General features: G+C 60.7%; 17 protein-coding genes. All 17 read left to right on the top strand.

Features of this window, described 5'->3' with window-relative positions:
- The first annotated feature begins 215 nt into the window (after window positions 1-215).
- The gene (locus RDK48_RS07860; protein WP_298995026.1) at window positions 216-3929 is read left to right on the top strand and encodes a complex I subunit 5 family protein; all 3714 of its coding nucleotides are present in this window, start codon (window positions 216-218) and stop codon (window positions 3927-3929) included.
- The gene (locus RDK48_RS07855; RefSeq protein ID WP_192112241.1) at window positions 3929-4900 is read left to right on the top strand and encodes a respiratory chain complex I subunit 1 family protein; all 972 of its coding nucleotides are present in this window, start codon (window positions 3929-3931) and stop codon (window positions 4898-4900) included. The genes RDK48_RS07860 and RDK48_RS07855 overlap by 1 nt, the downstream gene beginning before the upstream one ends.
- A 25-nt stretch (window positions 4901-4925) precedes the next feature.
- Window positions 4926-5360: an NADH-quinone oxidoreductase subunit B family protein gene (locus RDK48_RS07850; RefSeq protein WP_034604940.1), complete on the top strand. Its 435-nt coding sequence runs from the start codon at window positions 4926-4928 to the stop codon at window positions 5358-5360.
- Between the two features lies 1 nt (window position 5361).
- Window positions 5362-5940: a 4Fe-4S dicluster domain-containing protein gene (locus tag RDK48_RS07845; RefSeq protein WP_022657684.1), complete on the top strand. Its 579-nt coding sequence runs from the start codon at window positions 5362-5364 to the stop codon at window positions 5938-5940.
- A 23-nt stretch (window positions 5941-5963) separates the two neighbouring features.
- Window positions 5964-6503, top strand: coding sequence for an NADH-quinone oxidoreductase subunit C (locus RDK48_RS07840; protein WP_022657683.1), 540 nt, complete (start codon window positions 5964-5966; stop codon window positions 6501-6503).
- The gene (locus RDK48_RS07835) at window positions 6496-7578 is read left to right on the top strand and encodes a nickel-dependent hydrogenase large subunit (protein WP_298995033.1); all 1083 of its coding nucleotides are present in this window, start codon (window positions 6496-6498) and stop codon (window positions 7576-7578) included. The genes RDK48_RS07840 and RDK48_RS07835 overlap by 8 nt, the downstream gene beginning before the upstream one ends.
- A 26-nt stretch (window positions 7579-7604) precedes the next feature.
- The gene (locus tag RDK48_RS07830; protein WP_298995036.1) at window positions 7605-7988 is read left to right on the top strand and encodes a hydrogenase maturation nickel metallochaperone HypA; all 384 of its coding nucleotides are present in this window, start codon (window positions 7605-7607) and stop codon (window positions 7986-7988) included.
- Entirely contained in the window at window positions 7981-8934 is a 954-nt protein-coding gene (locus RDK48_RS07825) for a 4Fe-4S dicluster domain-containing protein (protein WP_298995039.1), read from the top strand. Before RDK48_RS07830 ends, RDK48_RS07825 begins: the two co-directional genes overlap by 8 nt.
- Window positions 8935-9409: 475 nt before the next feature.
- Entirely contained in the window at window positions 9410-10096 is a 687-nt protein-coding gene (locus RDK48_RS07820; protein ID WP_298995042.1) for a Crp/Fnr family transcriptional regulator, read from the top strand.
- Between the two features lie 168 nt (window positions 10097-10264).
- Window positions 10265-10846, top strand: coding sequence for a flavodoxin family protein (locus RDK48_RS07815; protein WP_298995045.1), 582 nt, complete (start codon window positions 10265-10267; stop codon window positions 10844-10846).
- Between the two features lie 31 nt (window positions 10847-10877).
- Window positions 10878-11330 (top strand): pyridoxamine 5'-phosphate oxidase family protein, encoded by a 453-nt coding sequence (locus RDK48_RS07810; RefSeq protein WP_298995048.1) that lies wholly within the window; start codon window positions 10878-10880, stop codon window positions 11328-11330.
- 67 nt (window positions 11331-11397) lie between these two features.
- Window positions 11398-12786 carry a 4Fe-4S binding protein gene (locus RDK48_RS07805; protein ID WP_298995051.1) on the top strand — a complete coding sequence of 463 codons (1389 nt, stop codon included), beginning with the start codon at window positions 11398-11400 and terminating at the stop codon, window positions 12784-12786.
- A gap of 75 nt (window positions 12787-12861) precedes the next feature.
- Entirely contained in the window at window positions 12862-13401 is a 540-nt protein-coding gene (locus RDK48_RS07800; RefSeq protein WP_298995053.1) for an HPP family protein, read from the top strand.
- Between the two features lie 307 nt (window positions 13402-13708).
- Window positions 13709-14509, top strand: coding sequence for an AzlC family ABC transporter permease (locus RDK48_RS07795; RefSeq protein ID WP_298995056.1), 801 nt, complete (start codon window positions 13709-13711; stop codon window positions 14507-14509).
- Window positions 14506-14856 (top strand): AzlD domain-containing protein, encoded by a 351-nt coding sequence (locus tag RDK48_RS07790; protein WP_298995059.1) that lies wholly within the window; start codon window positions 14506-14508, stop codon window positions 14854-14856. Before RDK48_RS07795 ends, RDK48_RS07790 begins: the two co-directional genes overlap by 4 nt.
- Window positions 14856-15164, top strand: a complete 309-nt coding sequence (locus RDK48_RS07785) for a DUF4911 domain-containing protein (protein WP_298995062.1) — start codon at window positions 14856-14858, stop codon at window positions 15162-15164. The genes RDK48_RS07790 and RDK48_RS07785 overlap by 1 nt, the downstream gene beginning before the upstream one ends.
- Window positions 15165-15359: 195 nt before the next feature.
- The gene (gene pyrH, locus RDK48_RS07780; protein WP_022657672.1) at window positions 15360-16073 is read left to right on the top strand and encodes a UMP kinase; all 714 of its coding nucleotides are present in this window, start codon (window positions 15360-15362) and stop codon (window positions 16071-16073) included.
- Window position 16074 lies beyond the last annotated feature (1 nt).

The raw sequence follows: 16074 nt of genomic DNA, 5'->3' as shown, positions 1-16074 counted from the left end.
TGATACCATTTTTTGCAATCTACCTGTTCTTCTTGGAAGAGTTGTTGCTTGCAACGGTTTGCAAAGTGGGCTAAGCCAAAAAAACTTTTTAAGATCATTTTTTCACGACATGGTATGGTGGTGATACCACGATGCCATTTAGGAAGTGCGGCCCGGACTTGACCGGGTTGATCCGCCGGGTACATCCGAGAGACCCGCAAACCACGGGGCAAACTATGACGGAATCACTGTTTTCGGCAGGCGGCTTTCTTGTGCCGCTTCTCGTGGGCATGGCCCTTATGCTGTATGGCGCGGCGCAGTCCGTGCGACAGCGCAACAATCCCCGCAGCCTGATCCTATGGGGTTCGCTGCATGATGCAGGCATTTTCTGCCTGGGTCTTGGAGCAAGCGGCGGCATCAACAGTACGGGCCTGTGGCTTTTTGTGCTGTTCCAGGCAGCCGCACGGCTGCTAGCCTGGGCCGCCCTTTCACGGCTGACCCCCCCGGCGCTCAACGCACCGGTGCAGCTGCAGGATTTGCGCGCCACTGGCAAACGTCAACCCTGGACAGCAGCCTGCTTCGGCCTTGGCATGCTGGCTGCGGTGGGCGGTTCGCCCTTCCTGGTGCCTGAAGCCCGCATGTTCATCAGTTCTGGCATTCTGGACAGCATGCCCGGCGCCATGGCGGCGCTCCTGTGCATGGCCCTCGCCACCACAGTTCTTATCTGGCTGCATGTGGAAGCAGTGCGCATTGCCGTGCTGGACACCACAGGCGAAGAAACCCCGGCTTCATGGGCAGCGCCTTCCGGCAATGTCGTTGTGATGCTGGGCCTCGCGGTAGTTGTGGCACTGCTGGGCCTGTTCAGAGGCCCCATCACCGAACTGTTCGCTTCTTCCTACAATGTGGCTGTTCCGCATTCGGCAACGCACCCGGCATACTGGTGTTATTACGCCGGTGCGTTCCTGACCGGCATCGCATTCCTGGCAAAGTTCGACCGCGCGCCCCTGGTGGGCGTGGCCTTCTCCGCTCTGGCGCTGGCGACCACCATCGCCACCCCGGCGGGCCCCACGGCCAAACTCTTCCTGGTTATGATCGCCGTTGTGGGTCTGGTGGTCAGCATCTACTCGCTGAGCTATATCCACGAACGCCAGGGCCGCTACTGGTTCTTCCTGCTGCTGACATTCGCATCGCTGGCGGGCATTGTTTCCGCCGCCGACTCGGCGAGCATGTACGGCTACTGGGAACTCATGACCTTCGCCTCCTACTTTCTGGTGGTGCATGAGAACAACCGTAGCGCCTACAATGCTGGCCTCAAATATTATGTAATGTGCGCGGGCGGTGCGCTGTTCATGCTGCCCGGCCTTCTGCTGCTGGGCGATCCTTCGCTTTCGTTCGGGCTGATGCAGGGCGCGTTTGTGCTCTGCCTGGCTGGCTTTGGCGTGAAGATGGGCCTTGTGCCCCTGCACTCCTGGCTGCCTGACGCCCACCCCGCCGCGCCTTCCTCGGTGTCTGGTCCCCTTTCGGGTATCATCACCAAGATGGGCGTGTTCGGCATAGTGGCAGTGCTGCTCATGCGGCCCATGATCATGGGCATGCCCGGCCTGTTCGGTCTTTCCTGGCTGGGCACCGGCCTTGTGGCCATGGGCGCGGCAACCCTGATCTTTGGCGAGATCATGGCTCTGCGCCAGGACGACATCAAACGCATGCTGGCCTATTCGACCCTCGGGCAGATTGGTGAAATCGCCCTGGTGCTCGGCGTAGGCACGTGGCTTTCGACCACCGGCGCGCTGTGGCACATGCTCAACCACGCCATCATGAAAGACCTGCTCTTCCTTGGAGCCGGCGCTCTCATCATGCGCGCGGGCAGCCGCAAGCTTGCAGATCTGCGCGGCCTTGGCCGCCAGATGCCCGTGACCGTTGCATGCATGGGCATCGGGCTTGTGAGCATCATGGGCCTGCCGCCGTTTGGCGCTTTCTACAGCAAGTTCCTGATGATTCAGGCGGCCACCACCGCCGGGCACATCTGGCTGGCGGCCCTGATTCTGGGCGGCTCGCTGGTGGGCCTGATCTACTACACGCGCATTCTGAAAACCCTTGTGTTCGAAGAACGCCCCGCCGACCTGCCCGCCGTGACCGAAGCGCCGCGCAGCATGCAGATCGGCCTGATCATTCTGGCGGGCATTTGCGTCATCATGGGTCTTGCCCCGCAGCTCGCCATGAACCTTGTGGTGCCGGTGGCCTCCATGTGCTTTACGCCCAACCTCAACGACCCCGATGTGCTCCTGGCCATGAATGTGTCCTGGCCCATCTTCGTGGTTGTTCCCGTGTTTGGCGCAGTGCTGCCCGCCCTGTTCTACCGTGACCGCAAAAAGGCCGGATGGGCCAGCGTGGGCGTGATGCTGTTTACCGCGCTGCTGGTCATCCTGTTTGGCCGCGATCTGGATACGCTTTCCTTCTGCTTTGCCCTGCTGGTTCCTGTGCTTGGCGCGGTCAACATGGCCTATGCCCTTGGCTACATGGAACACAGCCACCGCCAGTGGCGCTTCTACTGCGCCTTTACCGCCATGTGCGGCGGCCTGGTCGGCATGGCCGCCAGCCAGTACATGCTGAGCTTCTTCCTGTTCTGGGAAATCATGAGTTCGTGGACGCTGTATCTGGCCATTGCCCATGAGGGCGACAAAGACTCGCTCCGCGAGGCCTTCAAGTACTTTATCTTTAACGTGTTCGGCGCGGGCTTCATCTTCTTGGGCCTGTGCGTTGTGGGGCCGTTAACGCCTTTCAACGCCACACTGCTCACGGGTGCCGCACCCTACATTCCCCACGGCGCGGCATGGCTCGGCATGGCCCTGCTGGCTGCCGGTTTCCTGATGAAGGCGGCCCAGCTGCCCTTCCGCATTGACTGGCAGATGCACCCGGCCCTGGCCCCCACGCCAGTTTCCGGCTACATCTCGTCCGTGCTGCTTAAGAGTGCCATCCTCGGCCTCATCAAGCTATTCATGCTCATGGGCGGCGGCTTTATGCTGGCTGGCGTGCTGGGCGGCATGGAGCAAAACATCATCAGCACCGTTGCCATGTGGATCGGCGGCATCACCATCATCATGGCTGCCGTGCAGGCCCTGCGAACCAACGTCATCAAGCTTGTGTTCATCTATTCCACGGTGAGCCAGCTTGGGTACATGGTGCTGGCGGTTGCCGCTGGCGGCGCGCTGGGTTACGCGGGCGGCATGCTGCACGTGATCAACCACGTGTTCTTCAAAGACCTGCTGTTCCTTGTGTGCGGCGCAGTCATGTTTGCCACCCACAGGGAAACGCTGGAAGACCTTGGCGGCATTGGCCGCCAGATGCCCTTTACCCTTGCCATGTTCGCCATTGCCGGGCTTTCGGTTGTGGGCGTACCGCCCACCAGCGGATTCTCGTCCAAATGGCTTATCTACCATGCCCTCATGGAAGCGGGCCAGCCCTTCCTGGCGCTGCTCTCCCTGATCGGCAGCGTGCTGACCATGGCCTACATCGCCAAGTTCATGCATGCGGCATTCCTGGGCCAACCCTCACCCAACCTGCACGATGTGCATGAGGCCCCGCTGATCATGCGCGCGCCCATGGGCATTCTTGCTGCCGGTTGCGTGATCACGGGCGTATTCCCCGGCCTGGCTCTTGGGCCCATCAACAACGTGTTGGCTGAATACGGCTTTATGCCGCTCAACGTGGGCCTGTCCGGCGTGCTTTCCGGCCCCGGCGCATGGAACGCCACAGGCATGTTCGTCATGATGGCCCTTGCATTTGCTGGCGGACGCTGGTTCGTGCTGCGCTTTACCCGCCTGCGCGAAATTGACGTCCATACCTGCGGTCTGCCGGTCGAAACGTCCACCAGCCGCATGAAGCCCTCCAGCATTTTCGGGGAAATCCTCGGCCTTATGGGCGGCAATAAGCCCGCCAAGGAGAACCGCTGATGAGCGACACCCTGCTTGCCATACTGCACATGTGCATCTTCCCCGGCGGGGCCTTTGCCCTGCTGGTGGCCATGTTCTTCAAAGGACTTGACCGCCGGGTCGAGGCGCGGCTGCAGCGCCGCGTCGGCCCCCCGCTGATCCAGCCCTGGCTCGACATAGCCAAGCTGCTGACCAAGGAAACCCTTATCCCCAAAACCGCCTGCCGCTCGGCCTTTTTGATGGCCCCGGTGTTCGGTTTCACGGGTATGGCCGTGTGCGCGGCCTTCATACCGATCCCCGGCGTGTTCAACGGCCTGTTCAACATGGGCGACCTGCTGGTGATCTTCTACCTGCTGCCCATCCCGGCCATGGCCATCATGCTGGGCGGCTCCGCCTCCAGTTCGCCATACGGCGCTGTGGGCTTCTCGCGCGAAATGATGCTGATGCTGGCCTATGAAACGCCGCTGCTCATGATTCTGCTCTCTGTCGCCATGCTTACGGGCAAGGTGCTGAGCGGCGGTGCCTGGGGCGCGGAATTCTCGCTGCTCAAGATCGTCGCCATGCAGCAGCAGGTGGGTTCCTTCGGGTTCAACCCGACCATGATCCCCGCATTGCTGGCCTATCTGATCTTCCTGCCCGGCACCATGGGCGTTGTGCCCTTTGATATCCCCGAGGCGGAAACTGAACTGATTGAAGGCCCGCTGCTGGAATACGGCGGTCCCCTGCTGGCCCTGTTCCAGATCACGTCCGCGCTCAAGACCTTTGTAGTTTTGGGCCTGGGGGTTGCGCTTTTCTTCCCCGGCACCATATCTGACATATGGCTGGTGAATCTGGTCTGGTTCCTGCTCAAGTGCCTTGGCCTCATGCTGGTCTCGCTTACGCTGGTCAAATCGGCCACAGGGCGCTTCCGCATCGACCAGGCCTTTCGCTTTTACATAACTGTGCCCACGGCGCTTGCGCTGTGCAGCCTTATACTGGTCTGGGTGATGTAAGGAGGCCGACGTGTCGCTGGATAACATGCTTAAAAAACTCTCCGTGCGGTCGCCGTGGCTTTTCCGCATCAACGCTGGCTCGTGCAACGGTTGCGACGTGGAACTGGCCACCACCGCATGCATTCCTCGCTACGACGTGGAACGTCTGGGTTGCCGCTATTGCGGCAGCCCCCGCCATGCAGACATTGTGCTTGTAACAGGCCCTCTGACCACCAGGGTGCGCGACCGCGTGCTTAAAGTGTGGAACGAAATTCCCGAACCCAAGGTCACTGTGGCGGTGGGCATCTGCCCCATCTCGGGTGGTGTGTTCCGCGAAGGCTATTCCATTGAAGGCCCGCTGGACCGTTACATCCCGGTAGACGTCAACGTGCCCGGTTGCCCGCCTCGCCCGCAGGCCATTCTTGAGGCTGTGGTGCTGGCGCGTTCCATCTGGCTGAAAAAACTGGGCGTGGAGGAGTGATATGGCGGGCTTTCTAAAAGTTCTGTTCCGCAATTTGCTGGAAGGTCCAAGTACCGACCCCTTCCCCTTGGGCGAAACCTTCACCCCCGAAAGGTTGCGCGGCAAGGCTGTTGTGGATCCCGACCTGTGCATGGGCTGCGGCATCTGCCGTCACTCGTGCGCGGCAGGGGCCATCAACATCTCGCCGCTGCCTGACCGCAAGGGTTTTACCATCACCATATGGCAAAACTCCTGCTGCCTGTGCGCCTCGTGCCGCCATTACTGCCCCACCGGGGCCATGAGCATCACGACCGACTGGCACACCGCGCATCCGGAATCGGAAAAATTCAACCGCATCGAACAGCAGACGATTCGCTACGAACCCTGCGCCGGTTGCGGCGAGCTTATGCGCCCCCTGCCCAAAAAGCTGGCCGAAAAGCTCTATGCCTATAATGATGAAATCGACAGGGATCTGACGCGCAGGCTCTGCCCCAAATGCCGCCAGCTTGAGGACGCCAAACGCAATGCCTGCGTTCTGCCTGCCGCAAGCGGCGAGGCAGCGGCGACCAGCGTCACTTCTGCCGCTCCCACCAAGGATTAGCGGTTCATACCCGCGGAGAACATATGCAAGAGACAATTAACGGCAACGCCAAAGTCATCGAGGGGCTTTCAGCCCTGTGTACCGAAGACGACGCCGTACACCACAGCACGGATAGCTTCGGTAACGCTTTTCACTGGTTCAGGCTGGGTACGCCCCGCATGTTGCAGGATGCCGCCGCCATCATGAGCGAAGCCAAGGCGCGTCTGTGCATGACCACCGCTTACAACCGCCGCCAGCTCAGCGAACCCATGCAGGAAGTTTGCTACCACTTTGAGCTGGACGGCGTGGTCTACAACATGACCGTGACCCTTAACGGCGAATGGCCCACCGTGCCCTCCATTACCCCCCTGTTTGCCAATGCCGACTGGCACGAACGGGAAATGATGGAACTTTACGGCATTCAGGTTACAGGCCACCCCAATCCCACGCGCCTGTTTCTGGATGAAGAGCTTGACGCAGGCATTCTCAACGAGGCCGTGCCCCTGTCCATCATGATGAACGGGGCCTGCACCACCGACCTCTGGGAACGCATTCTCAATGACAAGGAGCGCAACCATGAGTAACACCTTCACCATGCCTCTGGGCCCCGTACACGTGGCCCTCGAGGAACCGGTATATTTCCACCTCACGGTGGAGGGTGAAACGGTTCGCCACGTGGAGCTGACCTCCGGTCACGTGCACCGCGGCATGGAAGCCATGGCTACCCAGCGCAATCTCGTCAAGAACGTCACCCTTACCGAACGCGTGTGCTCGTTGTGCTCCAACAGCCACTCCTTCACCTACAGCATGGTGGTGGAAAACGTGCTCGGCATCACCATTCCCGAGCGCGCCTGCTACCTGCGCGTGGTGGCCGAAGAAATCAAGCGCATTGCCTCGCATCTCTTCAACACCGCCATTCAGGCGCATATCATCGGCTTCAAGTCGCTGTTCATGCACGTGATGGAAGTGCGCGAAATGATGCAGGACCTCAAGGAAACCGTTTACGGCAACCGCATGAACCTGGCGGCCAACTGTATCGGCGGCGTAAAATACAATGTCACGCCCGATCTGTTGGATTACATGCTCAAGACCCTTGCCAAGGTTGAACCGCAGGTGGATGAAATCCGCGAAATCTACGCTACCAACGGCATGGTTCTTGGCCGCACCAAGGGCCTTGGCCTGCTGCCCAAGGAAGACGCTGTTCACCTTGGCGTGGTTGGCCCCGTGGCCCGCGGTTCCGGCGTTGCCATCGACGTGCGCAAGGATTCGCCCTACGCCGCCTACGGCAAGCTGAACTTCAACTCGGTTCTTGAGCACGGCTGCTGCGTGAACTCACGCACCATGGTACGGCTGCACGAGATATTTGAATCGTTCAGCCTCATCCGCCAATGCATCGAAAGGATGCCCGAGGGCGAAGTCACCGCCCCCATGCGCCAGATCCGCACGGCAGAGGCCTGCGCCCGCACCGAAGCCCCGCGCGGCGAAGTGTTCTACTACATCCGCACCAATGGCACGGATATGCCCTCGCGCCTCAAATGGCGCGTGCCTTCCTACATGAACTGGAAGGCTCTGGGCGTCATGATGCGTGACTGCAAGGTGGCCGATGTGGCGCTGATAACCAACAGCATCGACCCATGCGTTTCCTGCACCGAACGCTAGGCGCGAAGGGTCGGAGAGTTTGATCCATGCATGAGGCAACGCTGGTTCAGGGACTGCTGAACATGGCCATCAAGGCTGTGGAAGACCACAATAAGGCGCACCCGGAATCTCCGGTCAGCCGTATCGTGGAGTTCCAGTGCGAACTGGGCCTGCTTGCCTGCGTGGAAGCGCAAACGCTCACCGCCTGCTTTGAACTGCTGGCGGAAGGAACCCTTGCCGAGGGCGCAAAGCTTACGCTTGCCTGCGCGCCCCTGGCCTGTACCTGCAATCAGTGCGGACATGAATTCAGCCTGACGCAACGGCATTTCGTCTGCCCCAGTTGCGGCGGCGAAAACATCCACTTCAACGGGGGTCATGGGATGACGCTTATGGCCCTGCACGTTGCATCCGAGGAAACGGACCATGACTGAACATATCCAGGTCGTACCCGACAAATGCCGCGCCTGCCGCCGCTGTGAAGTGGCCTGCATTGCCGCCCACCACGGCATGAGCTTTAAAGAGGCCATGAAACACCGCGACGAACTGGTTTCGCGCGTACAGGTGGTCAAGGCCGAAGGCTTCAAGACCACCGTGCGTTGCCACCAGTGCGACCACGCGCCCTGCGCCAACGTGTGCCCCACCGGCGCATTGCAGCAGGATGCCGATGGCCGCATCATCATGCGCGTACAATACTGCGTTGCCTGTAAGATGTGCATCGCTGCATGCCCTTACGGCACCATCACCCTTGACACCATCGGCATGCCCTCCGTGGATGGCGACGATGGTGAAACCCTGGCCCAGCGCGCCCGCCGCGAAGTGGCCGTGCGCTGCGACATGTGCCGCGCATGGCGCATGGAAAACGGCAAGCGCATCACCGCCTGCATGGAAGCCTGCCCGGCCCACGCCCTTTCGCTGGTGCTGGCAGACGGCTCTGTGGTGGAAGCCCCTGCGCCGGAAAAGAAGCCCGCCATTGAAGGCGCGCCGGAAAAACCCGCCGCTCCCGTGGCCGAACCTGGCCCCCGTGCATCCGTGACCGCTGCTGGCCGCGCCCCTGAAGAAGCTAAGGCTGAGGAAACCAAGGCTGAAGAAGCCAAGGTTGAAGCCCCTGCCGCCCCTGTGGCGGAAGCGGCGGCTCCGGCACCTGAGGCAGAGACTCCCGCCGCGCCCAAAGCCGAGGAAACCAAGGCTGAGGCTCCTGTGGAAGTCCCTGTGCAAGCCCCTGCCGAAGCCAATACCGCTCCGGTAGCGGAAGCTCCGGCAACGGAACCCGCAGCTGCGGCAACACCGCTTGAAACCAAGCCCGAAGCTACTCCGGCAGCGCCCTCCAAGCCTGCCAAGAGCAACAAAAAGAGCACCAAGAAGGGCGGCAAGAAGTAAGCGCTTCTGCCAATCTGCACATTCAGGCCTCGGCGCGGCAGTCGGAATATTCCGGCTTCTGCGCCGAGGCTTTGCGCTTTATGCAAAGGCCGCACATTTCCCGCAGATTGCAGCCTCTATAACCTTTAGCACTTGAAATGCTCGCTTACACCAGCCAAAAACCTGCCTGCTCGCATTTCGTGGCAAGGATTTTCGGGAACGTCCTTGCGGAGCAATTAATTCATTTCATTTGCCCCCTGTTCCAAAATCACCTTAACATACAGCATGTTGCTTTGATTGAGCCTGAAATGCGGCTTTGAATTGCAAGTTTTTGTGATCTCGGTCACAGAACATCCCGGGCATTTCTGGTGTATTGCCAGTGTTGCTGACAACAGGCCTTACTGTCAGCCATGGCACTGAGGCGTTCCGTTCAGACGTAAGCAAAACTGCAATACCAGACCGCCCGCACACATGCTGCGGTCTGAGGGGAGACAAGATGGAAAACAGCGACCTGCAAACCATCCATGCTGCCTTGCAAACCGGCCCCTTTGCGGCCATGTCGGATACTGAACGCCAAAAGCTGGCACTGCACGCCCGTGTGCAGCCATTCAGCCAGGGCACGACACTTTTTCGCGAAGGCGAAGCCACTGCCGATGCCATGCTGCTGCTCTCGGGCATGGTCAAACTGTGCCGCCACTCGGCTCAGGGCAAGGAATGTGTGCTGCACCTTGTGCGTTGCGGCAGAATGCTGGACGCAGGGGTGCTTTTTTATGAAGAAGGCCTGCCCGCAACGGCCATCGGCGTGCAGAACGGCGTAGTTTTGCGGCTGGAACGCAAGGCACTGCTTGAAGCCCTGCGCAACGATGCGGCCCTGGGGGTCGCCATGCTGGCGGCCATGAGCCTGCGCCAGCGCCTGTTCATCAACAAGATTGCGGGGTCGCAGGGTCGCATTTCCGTTTCGGGCCGGGTAGCGGCGTGGCTGCTGCACCGTGCAAAAATGGAAAAAAGTGCCACCCTGAGCATGGGCGTTACCCAGGAAACCCTTGCCCGACAGATGGGGATAAGCCGCGAGAGTTTGAGCCGGGAGCTCAGTGCCCTGACATCAGCCGGTCTCATTGACCGCGATCGCCGCCGCATCATTCTGCTTGATGCCAACGCCCTGCGCGAAAGGGCAGAAGCATAGATTCATTTCATTTTGATACCACTCTGTCGGCCGCAGGCGCAGCTTTGACCGTTATGTAGTGAAGATGCCGCCACTCAGGCAGCACCGCCTTTATGAGTGCGCGCTCGCCAGAGAGCGCTCCAAACGCGATGAGAATGAAAATTCTCAAAACAAATTTCCAGGATCAGCATGAACGCTTGCATTGTTTATTCTTCTTGTACGGGCAATACCCGCAGAGTGGCTGAGGCTCTGGCCGACACCTCGGGCCTGCCCTGCTTTCCCGTGCGCATCGCCCCTGAGCCGGATGACTTTGATATACTGGCCCTGGGCTTCTGGGTGCGCAAAGGCCTGCCAGATGCCCGCGCCCTGCGCTACATGGAGCGTGTACGCGGCAAGCACGTATTTTTTTTCGGCACGCTGGGCGCATGGCCCCATTCAGACCACGCCCGCCGCTGCGTGGCTGCAACACATGAAATTTTACAGGCTGGCGGCAATACGGTAGTTGATGGATTCTTGTGCCAGGGCCGGGTCAATCCGCAGGTGGTTGCCGCATCGCAGCGCAAGGGCGGTCATCCCCTGAGCCCCGAGCGTCTGGCCCGCCTGCGCGAGGCAGAGCGCCACCCGGACGCGACAGATCTCACGGCGGCGCGGCTACACTGGCAACGCAGCCTGCAAAAATACACTGCCAATGTCCCTGTGCGGCAAACCCCTTGCCTTGCCACAGACATTTTATCCATGCCGGAACCCATCGGCAGCAATACCTCGCTGTAACCAGCCAGCAGACCAGCATCAGGAGCCGCAAATGCGCAAACAGAACCGCGAATGCCTTGACCCGGCATTTTTTGATGAAGTTTTTTCCACTGCTGAAGACCTCTGCCTTGCCATGCACGACGGGGAATTTCCCTATGCGATTCCGCTCAACTTTGTGCGCCAGGGCAACTGCATCTATATCCACTGCGCCCTTGAAGGCCACAAGCTGGACTGCATCCGCCGCAACCCCAATGTGGCCTTTACCTTGTGCGCGGATGTGACCATCCACAGGGAAAAATCCACGACCTATTACAAATCGCTGTGCGGCACAGGCCGCGCCGTGATTGTGGATGACCCGGCGGAAAAGGGCCTTGCCCTTGATGCCCTGGCAGTGCGCTACGCCGCCCTCTGCCCCACGCCCACGCCGGATGCGGCCCTTGCCCGCACAGGCGTGGTACGCATTGATATTGTGGATCTGGTGGGCAAGCGCAAACTGCCCAAATAAACGCCTCACCCCATGCACGGCGGCGCGTAGTAGCGCCATAACATGCCGAAAGTAAAGGAAGTCTGACATGCGCGGAGCTTCCCGCCTTATCCCCTTGCCTTCTTTTCTGGCCCTGCTGCCTGCCGGAGCGCACTTCTGGCGCAGCGGACAGCCCGGTCTAGCTGCCGCCTGCCTTGCACTGGCCCTGCTTGCCTGGGGCCGCGCCGCATGGGTGCGTTTGCTCCTGCTGCTGGTGTTGCCCCTGCTGGCCGCCCGCTGGATATGGGCTGCGGCCCAGTTTGTACAAATGCGCATGTTCATGGGCGAACCGTGGCACAGGCTGGCTGTTATCCTGCTGAGCGTAGCCCTGCTGACGGCGCTTGCCGCCCTGCCCCTGCTGCGCGAATCCGCACGACACCGCTACCATAAAGGCGACACGACCGCACGCACCCAACTGGCCGCGCTGCTCCTTTGCCTTGGTCTGTTGCTGCCGGTCTGGCTTATGATGCCGCAGCTGCTGGTTATAGAACGGTTTTTCCCCCAATGGGGATCACTGCAACTTGCGCTGGCGGGTATTTGGGCGGCCTGCGCAGCCGGATGGCTGAGCGGCAAAAAGGTTCCGCAGGTCAGAATGCGCCTGTGGCGGCTTTTTTCACTGGTCTTTTTCGCCCAGCTTGTCCTTGGGCTCGCTCTGGAAAGCCGCTTTCTTCTCAGCGGGCAACTGCATCTGCCTGTTCCGGGGCTGATCGCCGCTGCGCCCCTCTATCGTGGCGGCGGCTGGTTCATGCTGGGGTTGTTCGGTTTTTCCACCCTGATTGCTGGCGCAGCCTGGTGCAGCCATCTTTGCTACTTTGGCGTGTGGGATGCCAGCGCCGCAAAATCCTGCGCCGGTGGCCCGCGTGGATTGACTGCGATAAAAAATTCCGGCTCCGCTAACACCGATTCCGGTAATGTTGCTCCGCCTATTCCCAGACGTGCGCCCAAGTGGCTGCCATATCTGCGGCTCGCCATGCTGGGCCTGACCCTTGCCGTTCCCCTGCTCTTGCGTTTTTCGGGTGCGCCGCTGGAAGCGGCCCTTGCCTGCGGCCTATTGCTTGGACTGCTGGCTGTACCGGTATCCTTGCTGGTCAGCCGCAAAGCCGGATACGCCGCCTACTGCCGGGGCCTCTGCCCCTTGGGGCTGCTGGCAAAGTGGATTGGGCGCATTACCCCCTGGCGCGTGCGCCGCACAGGCCCCTGCCGCCGCTGCATGGCCTGCGTGCGGGTATGCCGTCAGGACGCCATGGGCGATCCCATGACGACATCAGGCCCCAATGCGGACTGCAATCTGTGCCGCGACTGTATAGCTGTATGCCCGCAAAAGGCGCTCTCCATAACCTGCTACGGCATGCACGGCACGCAGGCCTGGGCAGGCCCAACACTTATTGCCCTGCTTGCCGCCCTGCACGCGGCCTTTCTTGCCATGGCCCGGATATAGACAGCCAGCCCATTCAACCAGGGAAGCACGGCTTCACAACCGCGACTCTCACAACATCTAGTAACGAGGATGCCAATGATGCGTGTTTTGCGCCGCCTGCGGGCAGGCACAATGGCCCCGCCCAGGGCCGACTGGAATGAAATATTCTGGGCGTGGGCAGGCAGTTGTCTGTCCATAATCAGCCTTGCGCTGCTTGAAAAGCTCTGCTCGCAAGAGTGGAATCTGCCCCTGCTTATCGGCTCGTTCGGCGCGTCCGCCGTGCTTGCCTTTGGCGCGCCCCACAGCCCGCTGGCCCAGCCCCGCAATCTTGTGGGCGGGCACGTGCTTTCCGCGCTTGTGGGCGTGACCTGCCAGCTCCTGTTCAGCGATAATCCGGTGCTGGCCTCGGGCCTTGCTGTTTCCACAGCCATTGCCCTCATGCACGCAACGCAGACCCTGCATCCTCCTGGGGGTGCAACGGCCCTTATCGCCGTCATCGGCGGCCCCGGTATCCACAGCCTTGGCTACTGGTACGTACTCCTGCCCTGCGGAGCGGGGGCCATCTGCATGCTGGCCCTGGCCTATGCGGCCAACAATCTCGCCGCCCGCAAGAGGTATCCCCTGTTCTGGTGGTAAAGATCTCACAAAAAACGTGGTGCTGACGATTCATATTTGCAGCACAGAGCCATAACAGTTTGCCTGCCTTCGTGGAGTCTGCCCCGCGCCCCTTCTCACGAAGGCAGGCAAATTTCGCTTCGAGGATGGATGGCTGCAACCGAAACACCCCGCATTGCCTTCTCCATTGCTTCTGCTTGCCTCATGCCAGACGGGAATCAGCCGAACTCCCGCCATCCGCCGTGCTTGGAACCAAGACCCGGCTCCGGCTTGCCAGCCAGGGGCAAAGGGCGTAGCCTCATTGTCTTACTTTTATCGAGGTTATGACATGTCCGGCATATCTTCCGCTTCCCCCCTGGCGGAGGGCCTGCGGCGCGCCCTGCCCATTGTGCTGGGCTACCTGCCCGTAGGCTTCGCTTTTGGGGTTCTTGCCGTCAAGAACAACATCCCGCCCTCTTTGGCTGTCGCCATGTCCGTGCTCATGTTTTCCGGCTCCGGCCAGTTCGTGTTCGCGGGCATGTGGGGCGCTGGCGCAAGCGCGCTCTCCATCATGGCGGCGGTGTTTATCGTAAACCTGCGCTATCTGCTGCAATCCGCCGCCGAATCCCCCTGGCTGGCGGGCCTGCCGCGCGGGCAACGCTTTCTGCTGGGCCTCGGCCTCACGGATGAAACCTTTGCCGTCCACGTCACAGCTTTTCAGAACGGCTGGCAGCGCAGCCTCACCACGCTCTTTGTCTGCAACCAGACCGCGCAGCTGGGCTGGGTTTCCGGCGCGGCCATCGGCGCGTTCTGCGGAGAACTGGTGAGTGATGTCAAGCCGCTGGGTCTTGATTATGCGCTCACCGCCATGTTTCTGGCCCTGCTGGTGCCGCAGTGCGTCAGCCGCCTGCATGTGCTGGTGGCGCTCTTTACCACCACGCTTTCCATCAGCCTCAAGGCTGCGGGCATGACCCAGTGGAATATTGCCGTTGCCACGGTGCTGGGCGCAAGCCTTGGCACATGGCTGCTGGTGCGCAAGGCGCAGCACGAGGGCGCGCCCCTTGACCTTGCCTGCGCAGAGCACACACCCGCCAAAGACTGCGAAGCAGCGAGCCTGAACACACAGCGCACAGAGGAGGCCGAATCATGAACGAAAGCGGATGGTTCAGCACCCATGCGGCCCTGATGCTCTGCCTGCTTGGCAGTGTTCTGGTTACGGTTCTGCCAAAGATCCTGCCTGTCACCTTTTTGAAAGGCGACAGCCTGCCCCCGCTGCTGCGGCACTGGCTGTCCTTTGTGCCCGTTGCCGTCATGGCCGCCCTGGTGGGGCCGGACGTGTTCTTTTACGAAGGGCATTTCAACGCTGGGCCTTCCAACCTGTTTCTGATGGTGGCCCTGCCCTCGCTGCTGGTTGCGTGGTGGTCAAAGAATTATTTTCTCACCATTGCCTTTGGCATCGGGCTGGTGATTCTGGCCCGCTGGGCCGGGTTGTACTGATGCCGCGCGCACGGGGTTCCGCTTCCTGGCCGCCTTCATTGCGCGAAAGGCGCAAACCGGCTCCCGCACTACCGCCGCCAACGCGCAGCGCCAGCCTTTTGGTGCGTATTGCGCCGGAGCATACGGGGCTCTTCCGCTTTTTGCTCGAAGCCTATGAGCACATCGCCTATTTTACCGTACTTGAAAACAAGACCGCCCTGCTGCGGGTTATCTTTTCACCTCACAGAGAGCGAGAGGCGCGCGAGGCTCTGACCCAGATGGCCCAAAGCCTGCCATTTACCGTTGAGGAATGGCCCAAACAGGCGTAATCGCCGTTTCCAGACTGCGCCAGCTGCATCTGCTCAGGGCAGTTCAACCCTGCCGGGACTGCAGATGCAAAAACACTTTGAGCTGCGCGCAAGTTCTGTTACAATTCTTTCGTTTTGGGGCGGGGCCAAAAGCCCAGCCCTTTTCCTGCGTCCGGCGAAAGCCCGCAACACCTCAGCCTTTACCAAGGCGGACTCATGCCCACACTGAAATACAAGCGCGTGCTGCTCAAGCTGAGCGGCGAGGCCCTGGCCGGAGAAAACAAGACCGGCATTGACCCCGAAACCGTAGCCACTATCTGCCGTGAAATCGGCACCGTGCTCGAAATGGGCGTGGAAATGGCCCTTGTGATTGGCGGGGGCAACATTTTTCGCGGGCTTTCCGGCTCGGCCAAGGGCATGGAACGTTCGTCCGCCGACTACATGGGCATGTTGGCCACAGTGCTTAACGCGCTGGCCGTGCAGGACATGCTGGAAAAGCTGGGCTACCCCACGCGCGTGCTTTCGGCCATCACCATGCAGGAAGTGTGCGAGCCTTTTATTCGCCGCCGCGCCCTGCGCCATATGGAAAAGGGCCGCGTGGTCATCTGCGCCGCAGGCACCGGCAACCCCTACTTCACCACTGACACCACCGCCGCCCTGCGTGGCATGGAACTGAAGTGCGACGCCATCATCAAGGCCACCAAGGTTGACGGCATCTACGACAAAGACCCCAACAAATATTCCGATGCCGTCAAGTACGACAGCATCACTTATGACGAAACACTGGCGCGCCATCTGGGCGTCATGGACGCCACGGCCTTTGCCCTTGTGCGCGACAACAACGTGCCCATCATCGTATGCCGCATGTTTGGCGGCGACATCTGCCGCGCCGTCACTGGCGAGTCCGTAGGCACCATCGTTCAGAACTGAG

This window comes from uncultured Desulfovibrio sp., assembly GCF_902477725.1.
Classification (GTDB): domain Bacteria; phylum Desulfobacterota; class Desulfovibrionia; order Desulfovibrionales; family Desulfovibrionaceae; genus Desulfovibrio.
Note: the sequence above shows the minus strand (reverse complement) of the source record. Positions and strands in the feature narration are given on the sequence as shown.